The 23254-nt window shown below is 65.1% G+C and carries 26 protein-coding genes and 1 pseudogene; 26 read left to right on the forward strand and 1 reads right to left on the reverse strand.

Annotated elements, in window-relative coordinates:
* The first annotated feature begins 148 nt into the window (after window positions 1–148).
* From CIT31_RS28885 to CIT31_RS28965, 18 genes and pseudogenes are all read left to right on the forward strand, one after another.
* Window positions 149–2245 carry a ParB/RepB/Spo0J family partition protein gene (locus CIT31_RS28885; protein ID WP_095521322.1) on the forward strand — a complete coding sequence of 699 codons (2097 nt, stop codon included), beginning with the start codon at window positions 149–151 and terminating at the stop codon, window positions 2243–2245.
* 65 nt (window positions 2246–2310) lie between these two features.
* Window positions 2311–3348 carry a DUF7146 domain-containing protein gene (locus tag CIT31_RS28890; RefSeq protein ID WP_095521502.1) on the forward strand — a complete coding sequence of 346 codons (1038 nt, stop codon included), beginning with the start codon at window positions 2311–2313 and terminating at the stop codon, window positions 3346–3348.
* Window positions 3349–3664: 316 nt separating this feature from the next.
* Window positions 3665–4597, forward strand: a complete 933-nt coding sequence (locus CIT31_RS28895; protein WP_095521323.1) for a DUF2493 domain-containing protein — start codon at window positions 3665–3667, stop codon at window positions 4595–4597.
* Between the two features lie 214 nt (window positions 4598–4811).
* Window positions 4812–5255 carry a hypothetical protein gene (locus CIT31_RS28900; RefSeq protein WP_095521324.1) on the forward strand — a complete coding sequence of 148 codons (444 nt, stop codon included), beginning with the start codon at window positions 4812–4814 and terminating at the stop codon, window positions 5253–5255.
* 581 nt (window positions 5256–5836) lie between these two features.
* Window positions 5837–6157, forward strand: coding sequence for a DUF736 domain-containing protein (locus CIT31_RS28905; protein WP_095521325.1), 321 nt, complete (start codon window positions 5837–5839; stop codon window positions 6155–6157).
* A gap of 192 nt (window positions 6158–6349) precedes the next feature.
* A complete protein-coding gene (locus CIT31_RS28910; RefSeq protein WP_095521503.1) occupies window positions 6350–6610 on the forward strand; it encodes a helix-turn-helix domain-containing protein in 261 nt (86 codons plus the stop codon).
* Between the two features lie 130 nt (window positions 6611–6740).
* Complete coding sequence (locus CIT31_RS28915; RefSeq protein WP_095521326.1) at window positions 6741–7004, forward strand: DNA -binding domain-containing protein; 264 nt, start codon at window positions 6741–6743, stop codon at window positions 7002–7004.
* 106 nt (window positions 7005–7110) lie between these two features.
* A pseudogene (locus CIT31_RS35530) lies at window positions 7111–7278 on the forward strand (transcriptional regulator domain-containing protein); the annotation flags it as partial.
* Window positions 7279–7327: 49 nt separating this feature from the next.
* The gene (locus CIT31_RS28920; protein WP_095521504.1) at window positions 7328–7867 is read left to right on the forward strand and encodes a DUF2285 domain-containing protein; all 540 of its coding nucleotides are present in this window, start codon (window positions 7328–7330) and stop codon (window positions 7865–7867) included.
* A 138-nt stretch (window positions 7868–8005) separates the two neighbouring features.
* A complete protein-coding gene (locus CIT31_RS28925; RefSeq protein WP_095521327.1) occupies window positions 8006–8260 on the forward strand; it encodes a helix-turn-helix transcriptional regulator in 255 nt (84 codons plus the stop codon).
* An 11-nt stretch (window positions 8261–8271) separates the two neighbouring features.
* On the forward strand, window positions 8272–9324 hold the full coding sequence (locus tag CIT31_RS28930; protein ID WP_095521328.1) for a replication initiator protein A: 1053 nt from the start codon (window positions 8272–8274) through the stop codon (window positions 9322–9324).
* On the forward strand, window positions 9321–9974 hold the full coding sequence (parA, locus tag CIT31_RS28935; protein WP_095521329.1) for a ParA family partition ATPase: 654 nt from the start codon (window positions 9321–9323) through the stop codon (window positions 9972–9974). Before CIT31_RS28930 ends, parA begins: the two co-directional genes overlap by 4 nt.
* Window positions 9971–10222 carry a ribbon-helix-helix protein gene (locus CIT31_RS28940; RefSeq protein WP_095521330.1) on the forward strand — a complete coding sequence of 84 codons (252 nt, stop codon included), beginning with the start codon at window positions 9971–9973 and terminating at the stop codon, window positions 10220–10222. Before parA ends, CIT31_RS28940 begins: the two co-directional genes overlap by 4 nt.
* A gap of 26 nt (window positions 10223–10248) precedes the next feature.
* A complete protein-coding gene (locus CIT31_RS28945; RefSeq protein ID WP_245316521.1) occupies window positions 10249–10737 on the forward strand; it encodes a DUF2840 domain-containing protein in 489 nt (162 codons plus the stop codon).
* The gene (locus tag CIT31_RS28950; protein ID WP_095521332.1) at window positions 10734–11291 is read left to right on the forward strand and encodes a S26 family signal peptidase; all 558 of its coding nucleotides are present in this window, start codon (window positions 10734–10736) and stop codon (window positions 11289–11291) included. Before CIT31_RS28945 ends, CIT31_RS28950 begins: the two co-directional genes overlap by 4 nt.
* Before the next feature lie 32 nt (window positions 11292–11323).
* Complete coding sequence (locus CIT31_RS28955; protein ID WP_095521333.1) at window positions 11324–11671, forward strand: DUF736 domain-containing protein; 348 nt, start codon at window positions 11324–11326, stop codon at window positions 11669–11671.
* A gap of 3 nt (window positions 11672–11674) precedes the next feature.
* Window positions 11675–12436 carry a lytic transglycosylase domain-containing protein gene (locus CIT31_RS28960; protein WP_095521334.1) on the forward strand — a complete coding sequence of 254 codons (762 nt, stop codon included), beginning with the start codon at window positions 11675–11677 and terminating at the stop codon, window positions 12434–12436.
* A gap of 242 nt (window positions 12437–12678) precedes the next feature.
* Window positions 12679–14415: a relaxase/mobilization nuclease domain-containing protein gene (locus CIT31_RS28965; protein WP_095521335.1), complete on the forward strand. Its 1737-nt coding sequence runs from the start codon at window positions 12679–12681 to the stop codon at window positions 14413–14415.
* Window positions 14416–14440: 25 nt separating this feature from the next.
* Here CIT31_RS28965 and CIT31_RS28970 read toward each other — a convergent pair whose 3' ends face one another.
* A complete protein-coding gene (locus tag CIT31_RS28970) occupies window positions 14441–15283 on the reverse strand; it encodes a 5'-3' exonuclease (RefSeq protein ID WP_095521336.1) in 843 nt (280 codons plus the stop codon).
* 246 nt (window positions 15284–15529) lie between these two features.
* On the opposite strand from CIT31_RS28970, the gene CIT31_RS28975 reads away from it, so the two are divergent.
* The 8 genes from CIT31_RS28975 to trbK-alt all read left to right on the forward strand — a co-directional run bounded on the left by CIT31_RS28975 (window position 15530) and on the right by trbK-alt (window position 23251).
* On the forward strand, window positions 15530–17512 hold the full coding sequence (locus CIT31_RS28975) for a conjugal transfer protein TraG (RefSeq protein WP_095521337.1): 1983 nt from the start codon (window positions 15530–15532) through the stop codon (window positions 17510–17512).
* 8 nt (window positions 17513–17520) lie between these two features.
* Window positions 17521–17973, forward strand: coding sequence for a ribbon-helix-helix protein, CopG family (locus tag CIT31_RS28980; protein WP_095521338.1), 453 nt, complete (start codon window positions 17521–17523; stop codon window positions 17971–17973).
* A gap of 202 nt (window positions 17974–18175) precedes the next feature.
* Window positions 18176–19117, forward strand: a complete 942-nt coding sequence (gene trbB, locus CIT31_RS28985) for a P-type conjugative transfer ATPase TrbB (RefSeq protein WP_425350673.1) — start codon at window positions 18176–18178, stop codon at window positions 19115–19117.
* Window positions 19114–19446 carry a TrbC/VirB2 family type IV secretion system protein gene (locus tag CIT31_RS28990; RefSeq protein WP_095521339.1) on the forward strand — a complete coding sequence of 111 codons (333 nt, stop codon included), beginning with the start codon at window positions 19114–19116 and terminating at the stop codon, window positions 19444–19446. Before trbB ends, CIT31_RS28990 begins: the two co-directional genes overlap by 4 nt.
* Window positions 19446–19709 carry a VirB3 family type IV secretion system protein gene (locus tag CIT31_RS28995; protein WP_095521340.1) on the forward strand — a complete coding sequence of 88 codons (264 nt, stop codon included), beginning with the start codon at window positions 19446–19448 and terminating at the stop codon, window positions 19707–19709. Before CIT31_RS28990 ends, CIT31_RS28995 begins: the two co-directional genes overlap by 1 nt.
* Before the next feature lie 9 nt (window positions 19710–19718).
* Complete coding sequence (gene trbE, locus CIT31_RS29000) at window positions 19719–22193, forward strand: conjugal transfer protein TrbE (RefSeq protein WP_095521341.1); 2475 nt, start codon at window positions 19719–19721, stop codon at window positions 22191–22193.
* Entirely contained in the window at window positions 22190–22963 is a 774-nt protein-coding gene (gene trbJ / locus CIT31_RS29005; protein ID WP_095521342.1) for a P-type conjugative transfer protein TrbJ, read from the forward strand. Before trbE ends, trbJ begins: the two co-directional genes overlap by 4 nt.
* Before the next feature lie 21 nt (window positions 22964–22984).
* Window positions 22985–23251, forward strand: coding sequence for a putative entry exclusion protein TrbK-alt (gene trbK-alt, locus CIT31_RS29010; protein WP_095521506.1), 267 nt, complete (start codon window positions 22985–22987; stop codon window positions 23249–23251).
* The last annotated feature ends 3 nt before the right edge of the window (window positions 23252–23254 follow it).

The raw sequence follows: 23254 nt of genomic DNA on the forward strand, positions 1-23254 counted from the left end.
ATGCGGATTTACGTGTCTCCAGCTGCGTGGTTTTCCGGAACGCCGGATGTGCGGCGCCGTCCTCGGAGTGAGAGGGCGGCGCCGATCTTCGTGACGGGTTGGAGGTCGAGAGAGAGGCTCCCGGCCGCCCGTCGTGGAGTAAATCCCCATGGCTAGCGCCAAGAAGAAGCCCACCATGACTCTGTCGCCCTCGCGCGACATCCCCTTCAACCAGCTCGTCCTGAGCCAGTCCAATGTCCGGCGCATCAAGGCCGGCGTCTCGGTCGAGGAACTGGCGGAGGACATCGCCCGCCGCGGCATCCTGCAGGGTCTCACGGTCCGCCCTGTCGTTGCTGAAAACGGCGCCGAGACCGGCATGTTCGAGGTGCCGGCCGGCGGCAGGCGCTTCCGGGCGCTGGAACTGCTCGTCAAGCAGAAGCGCTTGGCCAAGACCGCCCCAGTGCCCTGTGTCGTCCGCGAGGGCGGTATTGCCGAGGAGGACTCGCTCGCCGAAAACGTCCAGCGAGCGCCGCTGCATCCGCTCGACCAGTTCCGCGCGTTTCTCACCCTGCGCGAGAAGGGTCAGGCCGAGGAGGAAATCGCCGCGACCTTCTTCGTCTCGGTGAACGTGGTCAAGCAGCGCCTGAAGCTCGCTTCGGTCTCACCGGTGCTGCTCGATATCTATGCCGAAGACGGTATGACGCTCGCCCAACTCGAGGCGTTCACCGTCTCGGGCGACCACGCTCGCCAAGAGCAGGTGTTCGAACGGCTGAAAGCTTCCTACGACAAGTCGGCCTATGCCATCCGGCGCATGCTGACCGAAGGCGCCGTCCGTGCCACCGATAAGCGGGCGCAGTTCATCGGCATCGAGGCCTATGTGGACGCCGGCGGCACGGTGCTGCGTGACCTGTTCGAGGGTGACGATGGCGGCTGGCTGCGGGATGTTGCCGTCGTCGATCAGATGGTGGCCGACAAGCTCAGCGCCGAGTCCGAGGCGATTGCCGCCGAGGGCTGGAAGTGGACCGAGGTCGCGCCTGATTTTGCCTATGGCCACACCTATGGTCTGCGGCGGCTCGTCGGCGAACCCCTACCGCTCACCGCAGAGGAGGAAGCCGCGCGTGGCGCGCTCAAGGCCGAATTCGACCGGCTGGTTGCGGAGCACGAAGGCGCGGACGAGCTTCCCGACGAGGTCGACCAGCGGCTCGGCGAGCTCGAGACCGCGCTCGACGCCTTCGACGAACGGCCACTGTCCTTCGATCCCGAGGAAGTCGCCCGCGCGGGCGCCTTCATCAGCATCGCCGGGGACGGCCACTTGCGCGTCGATCGCGGCTACGTCCGGCCTGAGGACGAGGCGCCAGTTGCGTCCGAAACCCAGGGGTCCGATGACGGAGCAACGAGCGCCGGGACGTCAGCCAGTGACGATGGCGACGACGCAGGTGGTGTCCGTGGTGACGTCACGGCTGAGCCCGAGGAGGACGAGGGCCTTTCGCCGATCTCGGACCGATTGATGACCGAGCTTACGGCGCATCGGACGCTCGGCCTTCGCGACGCCCTCGGCGAGCATCCCGACGTCGCTTTCCGCGCAGCGTTGCACGCCCTGACGCTCAAGATCTTCTACCAGTATGGCTCGGATAGCTGCCTTGAGTTGGACCTCAAGACCGTCAGCTTCGGCGCCCAGGCGCCGGGGCTGAACGACAGCGTCTCGGCCGAGGCGATCCGGGCCAGGCATGAGAGCTGGACCAAGACTCTGCCGAAGGACTCGGCCGACCTCTGGGACGCGCTAGGCGACTGGGACAGCGACAGCCGCGCCGCGCTGTTCGCCCATATCGTCAGCCTCTCGGTCAACGCCGTCAGCGAAGCCTGGAACCGTCGGCCACGAGCCCTCGCCCATGCCGATCAGTTGGCCCAGGCCGTCGATCTCGACATGGCCGCACGCTGGAAGCCGACCGTCGACACCTTCCTCGGCCGCGTGACCAAGGCGCGCATCCTTCAGGCAGTCGCCGAAGCGAAGGGACAGCGGCCCGCTGACCGGATCGCCCATCTGAAGAAGGGCGACATGGCGACGGAAGCGGCGACGCTGCTCGACGGGACCAGTTGGTTGCCGGAGCCGCTCCGTACGCCGGGCCGGGAGACAGTCGCCGACATATCGGCCGTGGAACTGGCCGTCGTGGAAACGGCGGAGGTAGCGGACGAAACGGCCATGGCCGACGACAACGGCATCGCCGATGATGACGATGTCGCGGCAATGACCATCGCGGCCGAATAGCCTCCCATGACCCTCATACCTGGCCCGCCGGCGACGGCGGGCCTTTCTTTTTGAAGGAGGTCACCATGCGCGAACCGCCGCATGAGTTGGCACGCCGCCTCGCCGACCGGGCCGAGGCGGTCTGCCGGCATTATCTCTCCAATGGCCGGCGCCAGGGGAACTATTGGACCGTTGGCGATGTGCGCAACACCCCTGGTCGCTCCATGTTCGTTCGACTTGCCGACTCCCCAAGAGGTCCGGCCGGGCGCTGGACCGACGCCGCTACCGGCGAGCATGGCGATCTGCTGGACGTGGTGCGCGAAGCGCTTGGGCTCGGAACCTTCGCAGATGTCGCCAGGGAAGCCCGGGTCTTCCTCGGCCAGTCGCCTGAACCAGCGCGTAGGGAGCCTGCAGCCTCTCAGCGCGCACGCGCTCCGGCTGGGTCAACGGAGGCCGCCCGCCGGCTGGTGGGCATGTCGCAGCCGATCATCGGAACCATCGTGGAAACGTATTTGCGTGGTCGCGGCATTATGACTTTGCACGGAACGGGTTCACTGAGGTTTCATCCGCGCTGCTACTACCGGCCGGACGATCATGGACCGACCGAAACCTGGCCAGCGATGATCGCCGCCGTCACCGATCTCGACGGGCGACTGACCGGCGCGCACCGCACCTGGCTTGCGCCGGACGGTCTGGGCAAGGCACCCGTCGACACACCGCGCCGGGCCATGGGCGATCTGTTGGGCAACGCCGTCCGCTTCGGAGTGCCCGGCAACGTCATGGCTGCGGGCGAAGGCATCGAGACGACGCTTTCGCTCAGATGCGCCCTGCCCGACATGGCCATGGCGGCAGCTCTCTCGGCGGCGCATCTCGCTGCCATCCTGTTCCCGCCTACGCTGAACCGGCTCTACATCATCCGCGACAACGATCCCGCCGGTAACAGTGCCCGCGACACCTTGATCGAGCGGGCGACCGATGCCGGGATTGAGGCGATCGTCCTCTCGCCGAGGATGGAGGACTTCAACGAGGATCTACGCTGCTTGGGCCTCGCCACGCTTCGCAAATCGATCGCGGACCAACTGGTTCGCCGGGATCGCTATCGTTTCCTCGAACGTGTGGCCTGAGCCAGGATGGAGCGCGGCGCAGTGCGGTCATGAGGCCGGCGTCACGCGAACAGGATCCACCGCCGGAGAGAGCCACGACCCGGCCTTCGAGAGGGCGATCGGGCCCACAACGGTCCGGCCAGGCAATGGCGCCGGCCGACTATTTTCCGGCGGCGGCTGCGCCGCCTTTCCATCGCGAGGCAAAATAGTCGGCCTCTGCCATCCTCCGCTGCCGCTCCGGCCCTCCGCGGCGCTCCGGGTGCGAGGCCATCCCGCCCGTGGGCTTTCGTCGCCATGAAGGCCGCGAGGGTCGCGGCCCCACCGACGGGAGTATCCCATGAGCGCACACGACGAGTCCGAACAGCACCACGCAGCGTCGCCCACCGATCACGTCCTCACCGAACTCCAGCTCTATGGCTGGCGCCCTTACGCCGATGACCCCGATCCGCGACCACTTCCCGACGGCGACCATGTCGCCGGAGCCGTTGCGGACATCTTCGATGCCCTCATCGCCACCCTCGGCGACACACGCCTCGAGCCCGACCTCGACGACCTGCTCTGGTCCGTCACCAATGTCTTCCACCGCGCCGTGCTGCGGATCGAGCGGCAAATAGATGACAACGAGCAGGCCCAGCGCCGCCTGCAGCGGGAACAGGACGGCACCGAGATCAAAGCGGTCGAACTCGAAAACCTCACCGCCCAGGGCCAGACCATGATCGAGCGGCGCGACGCCTTCGAATTGATGCGGGATCAGGCTTCCGAACACTACGAGCAGCACACCGGCTCGGCCTGGCGTCCGCGCACCGGATCGATGGTCAACCACCGGCATCTGACCGCGGCAATGATCGACAGCCGCGATTTCCTCGCCGCGCGGCGCAAGGCCGATACCGAGGTAATGCTGCCCGCCGGTCCGAAGATCGCCCTGACCGGCGGCCTCGATTTCAACGACCACCATCTCATCTGGGACGCGCTCGACAAGGTCCACGCCAAGCACCCCGACATGGTGCTGATCCACGGCAAGTCGCCAAAGGGCGCCGAACTGATTGCCAGCAAATGGGCCGACAATCGCAAGGTGCCGCAGGTCGGCTTCGCCCCGAACTGGGACAAGCATGGACGGGCCGCTCCGTTCAAGCGAAACGATGCGATCCTCGACATCCTTCCGATCGGCGTCATCGTGTTTCCGGGCACCGGCATCCAGGACAACTTCGCCGACAAGGCACGAAAGCTCGGCATCAACGCCTATGATTTCCGCGATCGTGGTCGCGCATGAGCGCTACCTTTCCCTCGCGGGTACCGCACTCGACCCGGCAATGCTGCCGGGTTGTCGTCGCCGGCGATTGTCGTGCGCCGCTAGTACAAACAACCGCGACCCTCGCGGGGCAATCAAGGCTCCCCAGATCGGGAGAATTGCTCTAGACTGATGTCTGCGCCGTGGAGGTGGTGGTTGGCGCGACCCGTCCAAACTATGCACGGAGATCACCACCATGATCATCATCGCCATTCTCGCCACGCTTGCCGGTATCGCTGCGCTGTGCTGGCTGTTGTTCAATCTCGCCGTATTCGCGCTGCCGCTGTTCGCCGGCATCGCCGTCGGCACCTGGGCGCATGACACAGGAGCCGGGATCCCCGGCGCCGTCATCGTCGGCGCCATTGCTGCCGCGATGACGTTCGGTCTCTTCCAACTCCTGCTGCTCGTCGCCCGACCCGCCTGGATCAAGCTCGTTGTGGTCCTTGCCTTCGTCGCGCCGGCAATCGTCGCCGGCTATCACGCCACCCTGGGCATCGTGAAGCTCACCATGCCCTCCGACGCCTGGCAGCTCGCCTTCGCTGTCGTGGGAGCGGTGGCGGTCGGCATCACCGCGTTCATGCGCCTGACCATGATGGCCCCGCCCGGACCAGCCGGACAGGGCGTCGCGGAAGTCTCGTGACCGTATCGGTGTGGTCGTGACCAGATCAGGCTGTAGCCCTCGCCTTCCAACGCCAATGGAGTTGCGGGCAGGATCGGAGTAGGCGCTCGGCACGAGCACGCGAGCCGGAGCAGCGAATTCCTAACTGCCCGCCATGCCAGTAAGCACCCCGATCCCGGCACCGCCATCTGGAGCGACAGATGGTCGGGACATTCCCGCCCTGCCGGAGTGTTGGAGAGCTGGCATTTCTCCTGATCCCGGGAAGGAGAGCGGCGCGCGCTGAGCGTGTGGGCCGGACCCCGCCTCTGGTTCGCGAGCCAGCCACGTTCTCCTTGCCTCGTTCTGCCTGTCCGACCGCTCCGCTACGGTCTCTTTCATGGCTTGATCTGGCCGAAGGCCGGCTCCGCCTCGATCGGCTAAGGCGCAACAGCGCCGTCAAACTATCTTCCCCTCCCGGCTGCGCCGGCATTCCTCGCGAGACAAGATAGTTCTCCTTTGCTGTCGGAGCCCCTGCGGGGTGCGCCGCCGATCGCCTCCGGCCTGCCGATCGCCATCGAGACCGCAATGGTGCGGGCTCGAGCAAGAAACCAAGGAGAACCACAATGGCTACCATTGGCACCTTCAAGAAGTCCGGCACCAACGAGTTCAGCGGCGAGATCGTCACCCTTTCCCTCCAGGCCAAGAACGTCCGCATCGCTCCCGATGCCCGCGCCAGCGGCGAGAATGCCCCCAGCCACCGCGTTTTCGTCGGCCGGATCGAGATCGGGGCCGCCTGGAGCAAGCAGTCCAACGAGGGCCGCGCCTACCTTGGCCTCAAGCTCGACGATCCGAGCTTCACCGCCCCGATCTACGCCAACCTCTTCGGCGACGAGGAAGGCGAGGGCTACAGCCTGTCCCGCCCGACCCGCCGCAACGGCGACTGAGGCGCGGAGCAAGCGCCCCGCCCGGCTGGTCCGGGCGGGGCCCTTCTTGGGCCAAGAAGACCGAATCAGTCGGCGTGAGGTCGCCCTTGGAACGCCTTGATCTGACGATTATGGGTGGCATTCGCTCCAAGAGCGACTATTATAGTCGTAGTTCTGGCTTCTGCGCCGCGCCTTGTGGCGGTGATCGAGTGCATGATCACCGCCCGCCAATCACGGGCCGCGCGAGCGTTGCTTGGCTGGAGCCAGGAAACGCTTGCAGAAGAGGCCGCCGTATCTTTGACCGCACTGAAACGCCTCGAATCCGAGAGCGGGTTGCGCGTGTATGAATCAACGCGCGACCAGGTGCGGCGCGCGCTCGAAGCGAACGGCATCGTTTTCCTGACAACGGAAAAGGGAGACGGGGTGATGTTCATGCGCGATGCTGCGAACCAGGGCAGCAAGAGACAGTCGTGAAGACTTGCTTTGGTAGAGCTGGAACGTTGTTAGACAGCGCCAGCATTTTTCACTCTTTCGCGCATGAGATGGCGGAGTTGATAACATTCCCCCTGTTCCCGGATACAAGGTCCCGGTGTGAGGGAGGAGAATGACACATTCGGAGTTCCTGGACGAGCCGCCCGTTGGTCCGCTGCTCACCGACTATGATCGCGAGCACATGAAGCTCTATATGCGGGTGCTCGACGCGGCGACCGAGGGTGCCGACTGGCGCGAAGCTGTCGCGGTGATTTTCGGCGTCGATCCGGATGCCGAACCCGAACGCGCCCGGCGCGTCCACGACAGCCATCTCGCTCGGGCACGCTGGATGGCGGAACACGGCTACCGTCATCTCCTGCGCGATGGCCACGACTAGCCAAAGCAATGCGCGCGGGACATCACTCGGCGCTTCTTTAGACTCTTCCCAAGTCATCAGGTTTAGGAAACGCTGTCCGCCCCACGTTGCGGCAACGAGGAGCACGATGACGGCCGATACATCCCGTTGGAGGACTTCGGAAGCATACGATTTTCTGGACTCCCTCGACCCTCCCGACCTTGCCTGGGAATGGCTCAGGCGCAACCCCGATTACCAGCAGGACTACGCAAGCGCCAACAGTCCTTCCCTGAAGCATCAGCTGCATCGGAAATGGGGCCTGCAGTTTTTTCGTCCCGCCGTCGTTGAATGCTGGCGAGGGTCCGGTGTTCTGGTCGGTCGAGGCCGATACGAGCGCCGTACTGCTCACGCACGCGCCAGCCATTGTGCCGGCGGCCGGGAACCTCTCTGTCGAGTTGCGCGAGACCTTGCCGCGCGCGGACGAGCAAGGCGTGCACTTCCTCCTCAAGACCGCCAGCCAGACCGTTCGGCTGGTGCGGCTCCCCGGTGTCCCGACCGGGGCGCCTCTCGCTGCACTCGTGCCGCTTGACGCGCACGGTGCCGACAGGATCGAAGCACTCGAACGGCTTTTGCGCGCTTTGCGGGGGCGGACCGTCCCTGACGACCAACGGCTGACATCGCAGCAGAAGCGACGGCACCGGTACATGCTCCAGGCAACCGACGGCCGCAGGAGCGGTGCCAGCTATCGCGAGATCGCCACCGTTATCTTCGGCCGTGACAGAGTAGCCTCCGAGCCGTGGAAGACCTCCACCGTGCGGGCGAGCGTCATTGGCTTGGTCAAGGACGGCCAAGCCATGATCGCGGGCGGGTATCGTCACCTTCTGCATCATCGTCGCAAGGAATAGCCCAAGCGCGGTGCGTTGAGGGATGAGGAACTTCGCCCTTCAAACTTCCTCATCCCCCCAGCCCAACAGTCTTCGCCACCGTGGTCGTCATCCGCCGCCAGCATCCGGCGGTCTCAATGAAGCCCCGGAGGCCCGACCATGACTTCCAATCCCGCCGGCATGCCGCCGCGCTATCTCAGAACACCCGAGGCTGCGCGTTTCCTCGGCCTCTCTGACCGGACCCTCGAAAAGCACCGCACCTACGGCACCGGCCCGGCCTATCGAAAGCTCGGCGGCCGCGTCGTCTATTCGCTCGAAGATCTGCAGGCTTGGGCCAACCGCGGCACCAAGACATCCACCTCCGATCCTGGAGTCGGAACCGTCCATCCGGCCCGCCGCTTCGAAGCACGCTGAGTGGTGATACGATGACGGCATCACACCGCCAGCGCAGCGAACGCGCTCATCTCGATCCCTTCGATGCGATCAGCGGCGACGTGCCGCCGCGCGACCAGCGCGATCTGATGGCACACCCGTTCTTCTCCCTCTCCAAGTCGCGCCGGGTCGCGCCGATCCACTACAAGGCGGGCGACGTCGAACTGCAGGTCTATGCCGTTGCGGAGCACGGCATGGCGACGATCTGGGATGCCGACATCCTGATCTGGGCGGCAAGCCAAATTCTGGCCGCGCAGGATCGTGGCCTTCCTACCTCACGCTTCTTCCGCTTCACCCCCTATCAACTCCTCAACGCCATTGGCCGCACCACCGGCGCGCGCAGCTACTTCCTCATCAAGGGTGCGCTCACCCGCCTTCAGTCCACAGTCATCCGCACGAGCATCCGCCAGGGCGAGCATTGGCGGCGCCAGCAATTCTCCTGGATCAACGAGTGGGAAGAACTTGCGACGCGCAGCGGCCGCGTCGAGGGCATGGAATTTGTGCTGCCCGAATGGCTCTATCAGGGCATCGTCGACCGCCGCCTGGTCCTTGCCATCGATCCCGATTACTTCGCACTGACTGGCGGCATCGAGCGCTGGCTCTATCGGATCGCTCGCAAGCACGCCGGCCGGCAGTCCGGCGGCTGGTGCTTTGAACTGCGCCATCTGCATGCCAAGAGCGGATCGCTCGCCCGCTATTCCGATTTCGCCATCGACATCCGCGCCATCACACGACGCCAGCCGCTTCCCGGCTATTTGCTGGCAATGGAACAGCCCTCTGGGCGTCCCGAACTTATCCACATCCGCCCTGTGGAAAAGCTGTGCGTAACTTCGCCGGATATCCGTACATCAGGCGCATCCGGTATCCGTACATCAGGCGCAAACCTATCTGTACTTCAGGCGCAGGAACCTCATTTAAGTCCTTGGCCCAACGACCGGAATCGCTCCCGTAAAGACTCTAAAGAAGAATCTAAATCTTATTATTTGGCGCGTTCCGGGGATAATCCGTGCACTTCCGGTCCCTCCCGCCGGAGGAACCGCCGATGATCGTCGCCCTCCTCAACCAGAAGGGCGGCGTCGGCAAGACGACCCTGGCGCTGCATCTCGCGGGAGAATGGGCACGCCGCGGCAGGCGCGTCACCCTGGTCGATGCCGACCCGCAAGGCTCGGCGCTCGACTGGTCGCAGCAGCGCAGCCGCGACGGTGCCCCGCGCCTGTTCGGTGTCGTCGGCCTTGCCCGCGACACGCTGCATCGCGAGGCGCCCGAACTGGCCCGCGATGCCGATCATGTCGTGATCGACGGACCGCCGCGTGTTGCCGGGCTAATGCGTTCGGCGCTGCTCGCCGCCGACCTCGTGTTGATCCCGGTTCAGCCGTCGCCGTTTGACGGATGGGCCTCTGCCGAGATGCTGGCACTTCTAAACGAAGCGCGCATCTATCGCCCTCAGCTCGCCGCGCGGTTCGTCCTCAACCGCTGTGGCGCCCGTACCCTGATCGCTCGGGAGACCGCCGAGACGCTCGCAGATCACGATCCGCCCGTCCTCTCGGCGACCGTCGGCCAGCGCGTGGTTTTCGCCGAGGCAGCACAGTCGGGGCGGCTCGCTGGGGAAATAGACGACGACAGCCCGGCCTCCCGCGAGATCGCGGCCCTGGCCGCCGAGATTGACCGGCTGAGCATAGCGACGGTCGCGCCATGACCAGCCGAAGCAACAAGCAGAGCTTCGCCTCTCGGCCCGGCGATCCTGACCGCTGGATCAAGTCGGCCGACACTTCGGCGCGCGGCATCGCGGCGTCCGAGTTCACCGCGCGTCTCACCATCGACGTCACGCCCGAACTGCGAGGCCGCATCAAAGTCGCCGCCTTCCATCGCGGCACGACTGTCGCCGACATGCTGCGCGAACTGCTTGCCCGCGAGTTTCCTGCCGACGACGGAGACGCCAGATGACCCAGCCCTCCTCCCTGCCACTGAGCATGCGGGCGACCGTCGCCGGCCCACCGCCCTTTACTACGCTGGTCGAACTGACCTGGCGTGAGAAGCGGATCGAATACTGGATAAGGTTCGGTCGGCAGACCTACGAACAAGTTCTCGATCGGCATCGCCGTCTCGTCGGCTTCCGGCCCGGCAGCACCTTCGCCTTCGTCCGTTGGGCGGCCAATGACTACGGCACCGTGCTGTCGCGCATCGACATCGTGCGGACGATCAACCGCGGCGAACCGTTCCAGACGCTGCCTTTCGTCAGGCCCGGCGGTGACATCCTGCTCAAGGTCGAGGGCTGGCCGAAGGTCGCCCGAGTGCTCGAGATCATCGATGCGATCGAGGCGCTCGGTATCGATGCCTGCGACGTCGCCACCGACCACTGGCGTCACGTAAGCCACCGCATCGCCGCCGGTGCCGAGCCGCGCGACTATGACGTCGACCGGCACGCAGCATGGCTCAAGCGTCGGCAGGTGGAGCAATGAGCCGGCGCGCGATCATCACGACAACGCTCGCCGCCGCCACGCTCGTCGCGGCGCCGGCCTGGCTAGGCTACGCCCCTGCCTTCATTTGGAACGCGTCCCCCAGCGTGCCGATCGGGCTCTATCGGCTTGCACCGGTCGAGCGCCTCGATATCGGCGACTACGTCGTCGTCACGCCACCCGAGCCCCTGGCCGCCCTTCTTGCCGAACGCGGCTATCTCGCGCGCGGCGTACCGCTCATTAAGCGCGTGCTGGCGCTTCCCGGCGCCAATGTCTGCCGCCGCGGCGCAACCATCATCGCGTTTGACCATGCCTACGGCTCGGTGCGCGAGCGCGACCGCCTCGGCCGTCCCCTGCCCTCCTGGCAAGGCTGCCGGAGGCTCGCCGACGGCGAGATCTTCCTCATGAACTGGGATGCACCCGACAGCTTTGACGGCCGGTACTTCGGCCCGCTCCCCGTCACCAGCATTGTCGCTCGAGCCCTTCCACTCTGGACCGATGCGGAAGGTGACGGCCGCCTCCATTCACATGCCGGTGACGCTGCAGACGCGCGCTGATCCCCTCCCAACCGCCAGAAAGGAACTCTTCCATGGCACAGATCGGTCAGTTTACCCGCACCCAGACCGGCTATTCGGGGCGTGTCCGCACGCTCTCGCTCGACCTCGCCATCGTCTTCGTCCCAGCCGACAACGCCGACGTCGAGAACGCACCGGACTACCGCATCCGCCTCGGCGACGAGGACGGCATCGAGATCGGCGCGGGCTGGCTTCAGACCGGCGACCGCGCCGGCACCTACATCTCGGTCATCCTCGACGACCCATCCCTTGCGCAACCGATCCGCGCCCGCTTGTTCCAGTCGGACGAGGACGGCCGCGACTGGGGCCTGCACTGGACGCGCCCGAAAAAGCGCGACGATCAGGACAGGCCGCAGGACTGAACCATGCTCCAACACCGCACCGGTGGTATCCTCCGGCGGCACGGCATCTGCTGCCGTGCCGCCATCCTTCTTCTTTCCAGCCTGTCGATCTTGGCACCCGCGTCGGCGCTCCTCGCGGAAGATGCCCCCATTGTCCGGCCGGTGGCGAACGATCGTTTCGCCGCCCACATTGCAGAGGCGTCGCAGCGCTTCCGCATTCCGCAGGATTGGATACGCGCCGTGCTCCACGCCGAGAGCGCGCAGGAGATTGGCGCGGTCTCCTCCGCCGGCGCGATGGGCCTGATGCAGATCATGCCCGACACCTGGGATGAGTTGCGCGCGCATCATCGGCTCGGCGACGACCCGTTTGATCCGCGCGACAACATCTTGGCGGGTACCGCCTATCTGCGGGCAATGCTCGACCGCTACGGAAATGTCGGCGCGATGCTGGCGGCGTATAATGCGGGTCCCGGTCGCTACGATGAGTATCTCTCAACCGGCCGCCCGTTGCCGGCCGAGACGCGCGACTATGTCGCCAAGCTCGCACCGCTGCTTGGCGGCAACCCGTTGCCCGTTCGAATCGAGACCGCGCCGCGGCCTACCAATTGGCGCGACGCACCGCTCTTTATTGTACCAGCCGGTGGCGTCTCTCCCGCCGGTTCGCTGCATCCCAGCAGTCAATCCGAAACACGATCGACGGCAGGATCTGCCCGCCATGATGGCACGGCCACCGCTCAGCCAGAGGGCATCTTTGTCGCGAAGTCCGGCGGGGATTCACAGCCATGAGCGAGCAACCAGTCTCGCGTCATGGCGAACCGCAGCGCAGCATGGAGAGCCGGCAGGGAAGAGCCCGCGAGAGCAACCGGAGGATGGCAGGATAAAGGGGCGCGAGGTGCGCTGCGGTTGGGGAGTTATATTTCAAGGACTTGCGAGGCATTTTTGAGATGTGCGCCTTGGGCGCCTACATCGCGAGACCGGCACTTGATCGGCGCTTTCAGTACCTTAGCGCGATGTGTGGAGATGCGGAGATGAGCGACCAAAGAGAGTTCCGTATCCGACCTGGCCGCATCCGTTCGAGCAAGACGCAGCGCGCGCGACCCTTCATCGCCCAGGCAATTGCCGCTGCACAAAAGGCCGGCGGCTCAGTCTCCCGGCAGGGAAGGATCGGGCCCGGCAACCGCTCGCGTTTCGGACGCGGTCAACGGGCATCAGTCCAAGCGAACCGGCTGCTCACCGCGCGCTCGCGCGGCGCAATCATCAAGGCTCGTGTCGTCCGCATGAATCTGCGCGGCGGCAACCTTCCGACGCATCTCACCTACCTTCGCCGCGAAGGCGTCACCCAGGATGGAGAGAAGGCGAGGCTGTTCGGTCCCGACACGAATGATGCACGTGCCGATGACTTTGCCGGGCGCTGCAAGGACGACCGCCATCATTTCCGCTTCATCGTCTCGCCGGACGACGCGCTTGAGATGTCCGATCTCAAAGCGTTCACCCGCGATCTCGTCGCGCAGATGGAAAGAGATCTCGACACCAAGCTCGATTGGGTCGCCGTCGATCACTGGAACACGGAGCACCCGCACGTTCACCTTATCGTTCGCGGTGTGCGCGAGGACGGCGAGAACCTCGTCATCGCGCGCGACTACATCAAGGAGGGCATGCGAGACCGGGCGCGCGATCTCATCACCCAAGAGCTCGGCCCCCGCACCGACCACGACATCCGCCGCGCCCTCGAGCGCCAGGTCCAGGCCGAACGCTGGACCAATCTCGACCGTCAGCTCCGGCGCGACAGTCAGCGGAACGGCATCATCGATCTCGCGCCGCGCGCCGGCGAGCAGCCCGACGAATACCATGCACTGAAAGTCGGCCGCCTTCGTAACCTCGAACGTCTTGGTGTCGCCCACCAGATCGGCCACGGCCAATGGTTCATGCCCGAAGAAGCGGAAGCGATCCTGCGCGAATTGGGCGAGCGCGGCGACATCATCAAGCGAATTCACCGCGGCCTCGCTGACGCAGGTGTCGAGCGCGGCGCTGCCACCTTCGTGCTTGCTGGAGAGGAGTTGCAGGAACCAATCATCGGGCGCCTGGTCAAGCACGGGCTCGACGATGAGCTCAAGGGCACGGCCTACGCCGTGATCGATGGTGTCGACGGCCGCGCCCATCACATCAGGCTTCCCGACCTTGATGCCGCTGGGGACAGCGCGCCAGGCTCGATCGTCGAACTCCGCAGCTTTGCCGACGCGAAGAACCGCCGCCGGGTGGCGATAGCAGTTCGATCGGACCTTTCGCTCGAGGAGCAGGTCACGGCTACCGGCGCCACCTGGCTCGACCGGCAGGCGCTATCCGACGGTCCTATCGCCCTAGGCGGCGGCTTCGGACGTGATGTCCGCGACGCCATGGAACGGCGGGTCGAGCACCTGATCGAGGAAGGTTTGGCGCGGCGCCAAGGCATCAGGGTGATCTTTGCGCGGAAGCTCCTGGACACGTTGCGGCGGCGTGAAGTCGACGCGCTCGGCGAAAAGCTGGCCGCCGAACTCGGCCGCCCATTCAACAAGGCGTCGACCGGTGAGTACGTCGCGGGCAACTACCGCCAGCGATTTGCCTTGGCGTCGGGTAGGTTCGCCATGATCGATGACGGCTTAGGCTTCCAGCTCGTGCCCTGGACACCATCGCTGGAAAGGAAGGTCGGTCAGCACGTGTCGGGCATCGCCCGTAGCGGCGCCGGAGTAGATTGGAGTTTCAATCGTAAGCGAGGGATCGGCCTATGAACGACGAGAGGACCAATGGCCGATGCTATTGCGAGTAGCTCACTGCGTGGCCGGCGGCCTTCGTGGCCCTCTCAAGGAGGCGTGGTTCCGATGCTTTCTCGCAAAAAGCCGCGAAGAAATCCGTTGCGCCCATCCAGCGTAGATCGTCGACGTCCTCGAAAGTGGGAGCGTCACTCCGAAGGGTCGCAAGGGTCTTGAAAAGCAAAGCCGTCGCATGACGCTTCCCAAGTACCTCGTCAGGAAAGCGTTCAAGCGGACCAAAACGGGCCAGGAGTCGTGCAGCTGACACGCGGCCGATCCCCTCCAGGCCTGGATACCCGTCGGCGCTATCGCCCACCAGGGCGAGAAAGTCTGGGATCAACCCCGGATCCACACCGAATTTTTCGCGCACACCGGGTTCGTCGCGGATGGTCTTGGTTTTGCGATCCACTTGGACGACGCGTGTTCCCTGCACGCATTGGGCCAGGTCCTTGTCCGGTGTCCAGATGCAGACTTTCTCGACGCGCTCATCGGCAGCCGCTTTGTTTGCCGCAGCAGCCAAGGCGTCATCGGCTTCGAAATCGATCATCGGCCAGACTACGACCCCCATCGCAGCAAGGGCCTTCTCGAGCGGATGGAACTGCGCGAGCAAAGCCGGCTCGATCCCCTGTCCAGTCTTGTATCCGGGCCACAGTCCATTGCGGAACGACTCGATGACATGATCCGTCGCCACTCCGAGATGTGTGGCTCCACCCTCGACCATTTCCAGCACGCTATGCAGCACGCCAGCGACCGCGCCAAACGGCTTGTCCTGACCGTTATTGAAGCGCCGTTGGCCGTAGAAATGGCGGAACAATTCGTAGGTGCCGTCTACCAGGTGGACAATCATATGGTGCTCGCGCCGAACGTTTTGTTGAATGAAGGCAATTCGACAGCCTAGCGCATTTTGCGAGCGAGCCTGTAGTGGACCGAGCGGATAATTCCCGATCCCGTTGTGAAGCCCCGTCACCTGCCTGAGCAAACACCGTGCTCCCCGGTTTTTCTTCGCCGCGGCACGCCGCGACACGACCAGTGTCGGGATGATCTTGAACCATGAACCTGTCTAGGCCGACCTCTGCTCTGCAGGGAGAAGGCGATGTCGGGAACGAAGATACTTTGGGGCCAGATTGTTGTCGTCGGCGTCATTGTGCTTGCCGCGAACTGGGGTGCCACGCAATGGACGGCTTGGCGGCTTGGCTTTCAACCTCAGCTTGGCGACCCATGGTTCGATCTCGCAGGCTGGCCGGTCTATCAGCCGCTCGCCTTTTTCTGGTGGTGGTTTTCCTACGACGCCTATGCGCGCACCATCTTCAACGAGGGCGCGATCATCGCGGCGTCGGGTGGCTTCGTTTCGATCGCCGCCGCCATCTTCATGTCGATCCTCCGCGCCCGCGAAGCCGACAACGTCGAGACCTACGGCTCCGCCCGTTGGGCGCAGCAGGGAGAGGTCAAAGGTGTTGGCCTGCTCGGCCAGGACGGCGTGATCCTCGGGCGATACGAGCGCGAGTATCTCCGACATGACGGCCCGGAGCACGTGCTGTGCTTCGCGCCGACCCGCTCGGGCAAGGGCGTCGGTCTGGTGATCCCTTCATTGCTGACCTGGCCGGGTTCGGCGATCGTCCATGACATCAAAGGCGAGAACTGGCAGCTCACTGCCGGCTTCCGAGCGAGGCATGGTCGCGCCCTGCTGTTTGACCCGACCAATGTTGAATCGTCGGCCTACAACCCGCTGCTCGAGGTACGCCGAGGCGAATGGGAAGTCCGGGACGTCCAGAACATAGCCGACATCCTCGTCGATCCCGAAGGGTCATTGGAACGGCGCAATCACTGGGAGAAGACTTCTCACGCGTTGCTGGTGGGGGCCATCCTTCATGTCCTCTACGCCGAGAAAGACAAGACCCTCGCCGGCGTCGCCAATTTTCTGTCCGACCCGAAGCGCTCTATCGAGGCGACCTTGGCCGCGATGATGAAGACACCCCACCTCGGCGAAGTCGGCGCCCATGCAGTCGTCGCGTCGGCCGCGCGAGAACTGCTCAACAAATCGGACAACGAACGCTCCGGCGTGTTGAGCACCGCGATGAGCTTCCTCGGGCTCTATCGCGACCCCGTTGTCGCGAAGGTCACCTCGCGCTGCGACTGGCGCATCTCCGATATCGTCGGCGGCGAGCGACCGACCACGCTCTATCTTGTGGTGCCACCATCGGACATCAACCGGACCAAGCCGCTGATCCGCCTGCTGCTCAACCAGATCGGGCGGAGGCTGACTGAGGATCTCCAAGCCAGGAACGACCGGCATCGGCTGCTCCTCATGCTGGACGAGTTTCCCGCTCTCGGCCGGCTGGACTTCTTCGAGAGCGCGCTCGCCTTCATGGCCGGCTACGGACTCAAGGCGTTCCTGATCGCCCAATCGCTCAACCAGATCGAGAAGGCCTACGGACCGAACAACTCCATCCTGGACAACTGCCACGTCAGGGTGAGCTTCGCCACCAATGATGAGCGCACCGCCAAGCGCGTGTCGGATGCCCTCGGGACCGCCACCGAAATGCGTGCGATGAAGAACTATGCAGGCCATCGCCTTTCGCCCTGGCTTGGACACCTGATGGTGTCGCGCCAGGAAACTGCCCGGCCGCTGCTCACCCCCGGTGAGGTGATGCAGCTTCCGCCCAGCGACGAGATCGTCATGGTGGCCGGCATTCACCCCATCCGAACAAAGAAAGCCCGCTACTACGAGGATGCCCGGTTTACAGAACGCATTCTGCCACCGCCTCGGATTGAGCACCTCGCACAAAGTTCGACCAACGACTGGAGTCTGCTCGCGACACCTGGGCGGCCGAAGCTTGATGCCAGCGACTTGCCTCCGATCGCTGTGGGTGATGACGAAGATTCGACCGAGTCCGAGAAACGTCGCCAACCCGAGTTGAGCAGCAAGGTTGCCGCCGAGACGACTCCGGTGATCGAGGACGAGTTCGACGCCGATCGTGCGGACGAGGACCCAGCAGTCCTCGCGCGTAACCTCAACCGCAGCATGCAGCGGGTTGCCCGGCAAGCTGACCTCGATCCTGGCGACGGCATGCTGTGAGACGGTCCATGCCCAAGCCCGGCAAGAAGCAGCGTCTCTCCATCTACGTCGACCCGCCGGTGATGAAGGCGCTCGTCGAATACGCGGCCCGACGTGACCTCTCCCGCTCGCTCGTGGCGGAGGCGGCGATCGCTTCCTTCCTGTCGCCTGATGCCGCTGAGCGGCACGAAGCGGCCATGACCAAGCGGATCGACCAGATAGACCGGCGCCTTAACCGCCTGGAGCGCGATCTCGGCATTTCGGTAGAAACCCTCGCTGTATTCGTACGCTTCTGGCTGACCACGACGCCGCAGCTGCCGGAACCGGCTCAGGCCGCCGCGCGAGCCCAGTCGGGCAAACGCTACGACGCCTTTGTTGCCGCCCTCGGCCGGCGACTCGCGCAGGGTCCAAGACTGCGCAACGAGATCCCAGAGGACATCTTGCCGGTCGGCGATTCGAGTTCCGGGGAACAGCAGTGGTGAACCGCCGATTCTGGCGTTCCGCCGTCCCCCTGTAATTCCACGCCACCGTACGACGACCCCTTGAGGCTTGTTGCAGTCGGCCCATTCATGCCTCTTCTACTTGTCCCCGATCCAGGGCCGCGCGTCGTGCGCGCCCGCAGCGGATGGGGACGACGTGGTGATTTCTTCACAGCGAACGGCAGCGGTCGAACGCGGTACGCGGATGCTCCGCACCGCGCTGGGTCCGGCTGTAGCCCAGTTTCTGGCAGACCCTGCGGTCGTCGAGGTGATGCTCAACCCCGACGGGCGGCTCTGGATCGACCGTCTGGCCGAAGGTCTCGCTGACACGGGCGAGCACCTTACGCCCGCCGATGGCGAACGCATCATTCGGGTGGTCGCGCATCATGTCGGCGCCGAGGTGCACGCCGACGCACCGCGGGTCTCGGCCGAGTTGCCCGGAACCGGCGAGCGCTTTGAGGGCCTGCTGCCACCTGTCGTCGCGGCCCCGGTCTTCGCGATCCGCAAGCCCGCTGTCGCGGTGTTCACGCTGGATGACTATGTGGCCGCCGAAATCATGTCGGCGACGCAGGCCGAGGCCCTCCGCGAGGCCGTTGCCGGACGGCAGAACATTCTCGTCGCCGGCGGCACCTCCACGGGCAAGACCACCCTCACAAACGCGCTTCTCGCCGAGGTCGCCAAGAGCGGCGATCGTGTGGTGCTGATCGAGGATACGCGGGAGCTGCAATGCGCCGCCCCCAATCTCGTGGCGCTCCGGACCAAGGACGGGGTGGTATCCCTCGCCGACCTGGTGCGGTCCTCGCTGCGCCTCAGGCCCGACCGGATTCCGATCGGCGAGGTTCGGGGCGCCGAGGCGCTCGACCTGCTCAAGGCGTGGTCCACTGGCCATCCCGGCGGGGTTGGCACCATCCATGCCGGCTCGGCCGTTGGCGCACTGCGCCGGCTCGAGCAACTCATCCAGGAAGCCGTCGTCACGGTACCTCGTGCTCTCATTGCCGAAACGATCGACCTGGTCGCCGTCCTTTCGGGCCGAGGTTCGGCGCGACGCCTCGTTGAACTCGCCCACGTCGCCGGCCTGGCCGTGGCCGGCGACTACGCCCTCGTCCCAGCCATCTCAACCCCCGAACCCACCGGAGCCTCGTCATGAACCTCAAAACCCTTCGCGCTCGTCCACGCGTCGCTGCACCCACGCTCACCGCGGCAGTCAGCCTGACGTTGACCCAGGCTGCCTATGCCGCGGGCTCGTCGATGCCATGGGAGGAGCCGCTGCAGCAGATCCTGGAGTCCATCGAAGGTCCGGTCGCCAAAATCATCGCCGTGATCATCATCATCGTCACCGGCCTGACGCTGGCTTTCGGTGACACGTCGGGGGGCTTCCGCCGGCTGGTGCAGATCGTCTTTGGCCTCAGCATCGCCTTTGCCGCTTCCAGCTTCTTCCTCTCCTTCTTTTCGTTTGGCGGCGGGGTGGTGGTCTGATGGAGGAGCCCGTTCCCGGATTTGCCGCACCCGTGCATCGCGCGCTGACCGAACCGATCCTCCTGGGCGGAGCGCCGCGTTCGGTGGCCATTCTCAACGGCACCCTGGCTGCTGCACTCGGGCTCGGACTGCGGCTCTGGCTGGTCGGCATCGTCCTCTGGGCGATCGGCCACCTCGCCGCCGTCTGGGCCGCGCGGCGCGATCCTCTCTTCGTGGAAGTGGTGCGCCGCCACCTCCGCATCCCCGGCAATCTGGGCGTGTGAGGTGTCGCAATGATGAACCTTGCCGAATATCGCCGCAACGGGGCTCGCCTTGCCGACTATCTCCCGTGGGCCGGCCTTGTCGACCATGGCGTTGTCCTCAACAAGGACGGGAGCTTCCAGCGGTCGGCGCTATTCCGCGGTCCCGATCTCGACAGTGCCGTACCGGCCGAACTGGTCGGCGTCGCCGGCCGGTTGAACAATGCCTTCCGCCGTCTCGGCTCGGGATGGAGCATCTTCCTCGAGGCGCAGCGCCATGAGGCCTCGACCTACCCCAACAGCATGTTCCCCGATGCAGCCTCGGCCCTAGTCGACGCCGAGCGCAAGGCCGATTTCGAAGAAGCCGGCATGCATTTTGAGTCCAGCTACTTCCTCACCATCGTCTATCTGCCACCGGCCGAGGACACGGCGCGCGCGGAAAGCTGGCTCTACGAGGGCCGCGACCAGACAGGCGTCAACCCCTGGGAAATCCTGCGCGGCTTCGTCGATCGAACCGATCGCGTACTCGCCCTGCTCGATGGCTTCATGCCCGAATGCCGCTGGCTCGATGACGACGAAACGCTGACCTATTTGCACTCGACCGTCTCGACTAAGCGCCATCGCGTTCGGATGCCCGAGACGCCGATGTATCTGGACGCACTGCTCGCCGATCAGCCACTCGCTGGCGGCCTCGAGCCGCGCCTCGGCGACGCGCATCTCAGAACCCTCACCATCGTCGGTTTTCCGGCGGCGACGACACCCGGCATCCTTGACGAACTGAACCGGCTGGCCTTTCCGTATCGCTGGTCGACGCGCGCCATCCTGCTCAACAAGACCGATGCGACCCGGCTCGTGACGAAGATCCGGCGCCAGTGGTTCGCCAAGCGCAAAAGCGTCGCGGCGATCCTCAAGGAGGTGCTGACCAACGAGGCCTCGACCCTGGTCGACACCGACGCTGCTAACAAGGCGGCCGATGCCGATCTCGCTTTGCAGGAGTTGGGCGCCGACGTTGCCGGCGAAGCCTATGTCACGGCGACCGTCATCGTGTGGGATGCGGATCCGCGCGTCGCCGATGAGAAGCTGCGGCTGGTCGAGAAGATCATCCAAAGCCAGGATTTCACCGCCATGGTCGAGACCGTCAACGCGGTCGACGCCTGGCTGGGCACACTGCCGGGCCACCTCTATGCGAATGTGCGGCAACCGCCCATCAGCACACTGAATCTCGCTCACATGATCCCGCTTTCGGCTGTGTGGGCTGGGCCGGAACGGGACGAGCACTTCCAAGCGCCCCCACTGCTCTTTGGCAGGACGGAAGGCTCGACCCCGTTCCGGTTGTCTCTTCATGTCGGCGATGTGGGACATACCCTGGTCGTCGGTCCGACCGGCGCCGGCAAATCCGTTCTGCTCGCTCTCATGGCGATGCAGTTCCGCCGCTACAGTGAAGCCCAAGTCTTCGCCTTCGACTTCGGCGGCTCGATCCGCGTCGCCTCGTTGGCGATGGGTGGCGACTGGCATGATCTCGGTGGCGAACTGACCGAAGGAACGGAGACTTCGGTATATCTTCAACCACTGGCTGGAATTGCTCACACGCCCGAGCGCGCCTGGGCAGCCGACTGGATCGTCGCCATCCTCGCGCGGGAAGGCGTCACCATCACGCCCGAGGTCAAGGAACACATCTGGACCGGCCTGACCTCCCTCGCCTCGGCGCCTGTCGAGGAACGCACCATCACCGGCCTCACGGTCTTGCTGCAGTCCAATGATCTGAAGCGCGCGCTCCAGCCCTATTGCGTCGGCGGTCCCTATGGCCGGCTTCTCGACGCTGAAGGTGAGAACCTTGGGCAAGCCTCCGTGCTCGCCTTCGAGACCGAGGGCCTGCTCGGCACCGGTGCGGCTCCGGCGGCGCTCGCCTACCTCTTCCACCGCATCGCTGGCCGCCTCGACGGGCGGCCGACCCTGGTTATCGTCGACGAAGGCTGGCTGGCACTCAGCGATCCGGGCTTTTCCAAGCAGCTCGCCGAATGGCTGGTCACGCTGCGCAAAAAGAATGCCAGCGTCGTCTTCGCCACCCAATCGCTGGCCCAGCTCGAAAAGAGCACCATCGCGGCGGAGATCATCGACTCCTGCCACACCCGCATCCTGTTGCCGAACGACCGCGCGATCGAGCCACAGATCACGGCGATCTATCGGCGCTTCGGTCTCAACGACCGCCAGATCGAGATCATCGCCAGGGCTACCCCGAAGCGGGACTACTACGCGCAGTCCCGGCGCGGCAATCGCCTGTTCGAGCTTGGTCTCGGCGAGGTGGCGCTCGCGCTGTGCGCGGCCTCGGCCAAGTCCGATCACGCCCGGATCGAAGAGGTGCTGACTGAGCACGGCCGTGAGGGTTTCCTCGATGCCTGGCTTCGCGCCCACGACCTCGACTGGGGGGCCGACCTCATCCCCGTTTTCACCCATCTCGCCGCTCCTGCGGCGGCATCGGCTCAACCCACCAAGGAGGTTTCCCCATGACCCGACTTCGCTCGCGCCTGCGCTCTGTTCTTCTCGCCGCCACCACGCTCTTGGTGCCTGCAGCGCCCATCATTGCCACGCCGGCTCACGCCTTGTTCGGCCTCGGCGACATCGTGTTCGATCCCTCTAACTATGCCGAGAACGTGCTGCAGGCGGCGCGGGCACTCGAACAGATCAACAATCAGATCCAGAGCCTCCAGAACGAGGCGGAAATGTTGATCAACCAGGCGCGCAATCTCGCGAGCCTGCCGTACTCCTCACTGCAGCGGCTTCAGCAGTCTGTTCAGCGTACACAGCAGCTCTTGGGGGAGGCCCAGCGAATTGCGTTCGACGTGCAGCAGATCGACCAGATCTTCTCCCAGCAATACGCCGACATGGATCTCACCGCATCCGACCAGCAGCTTGTGGAACTGGCGCGCGAGCGTTGGGGCAATACTGTCGGCGCGTTGCAGGACGCAATGAGGGTCCAGGCCGGCGTCGTCGGCAATATCGAGACGCAGCGCACGGAACTCTCCAATCTCGTGGGAGAAAGCCAAGGGGCGACCGGCGCACTTCAGGCGACCCAGGCCGGCAACCAGATTCTCGCCCTTCAGGCGCAGCAACTCGCCGACCTGACGGCGCTGCTCGCCGCCAATGGTCGAGCCGATGCGCTGTCGGCGGCCGAGCAGGCGGCCGCTGCAGAACAGGGTCGCGAACAACGCCGCCGCTTCCTCGAGCCTGGCCCCGGCTATCAGCCGGGCAACGCCCGGATGTTCCAGGGCGGCAGCTGACCTCAGGCGCAGGGGGTGATCATGGACGGCAAGATGTTCGCGCGCCTCGCGGCCGTCATCGCCATCGCTGTGGCCGGCACGGCCGCAGCGATCCATCTCGCGCACGAGGAGAGTTCGACCGCCGCGAGGCCATCGCCGGCCGCCGCCGAAGCACCGCGCACCGATCCGCTGCGTGACACGCTCCGACGCTGCCAGCAGATGGGCGAATCCGCAACGCGTGACCCCCAATGCCTCGCCGCATGGGACGGAAACCGCCGCCGCTTCCTTTCGCCTACAGCAGGGAACTAGGCC

It is taken from the genome of Mesorhizobium wenxiniae (assembly GCF_002284535.1).
In the GTDB taxonomy this organism is placed as follows: Bacteria; Pseudomonadota; Alphaproteobacteria; order Rhizobiales; family Rhizobiaceae; genus Mesorhizobium; species Mesorhizobium wenxiniae.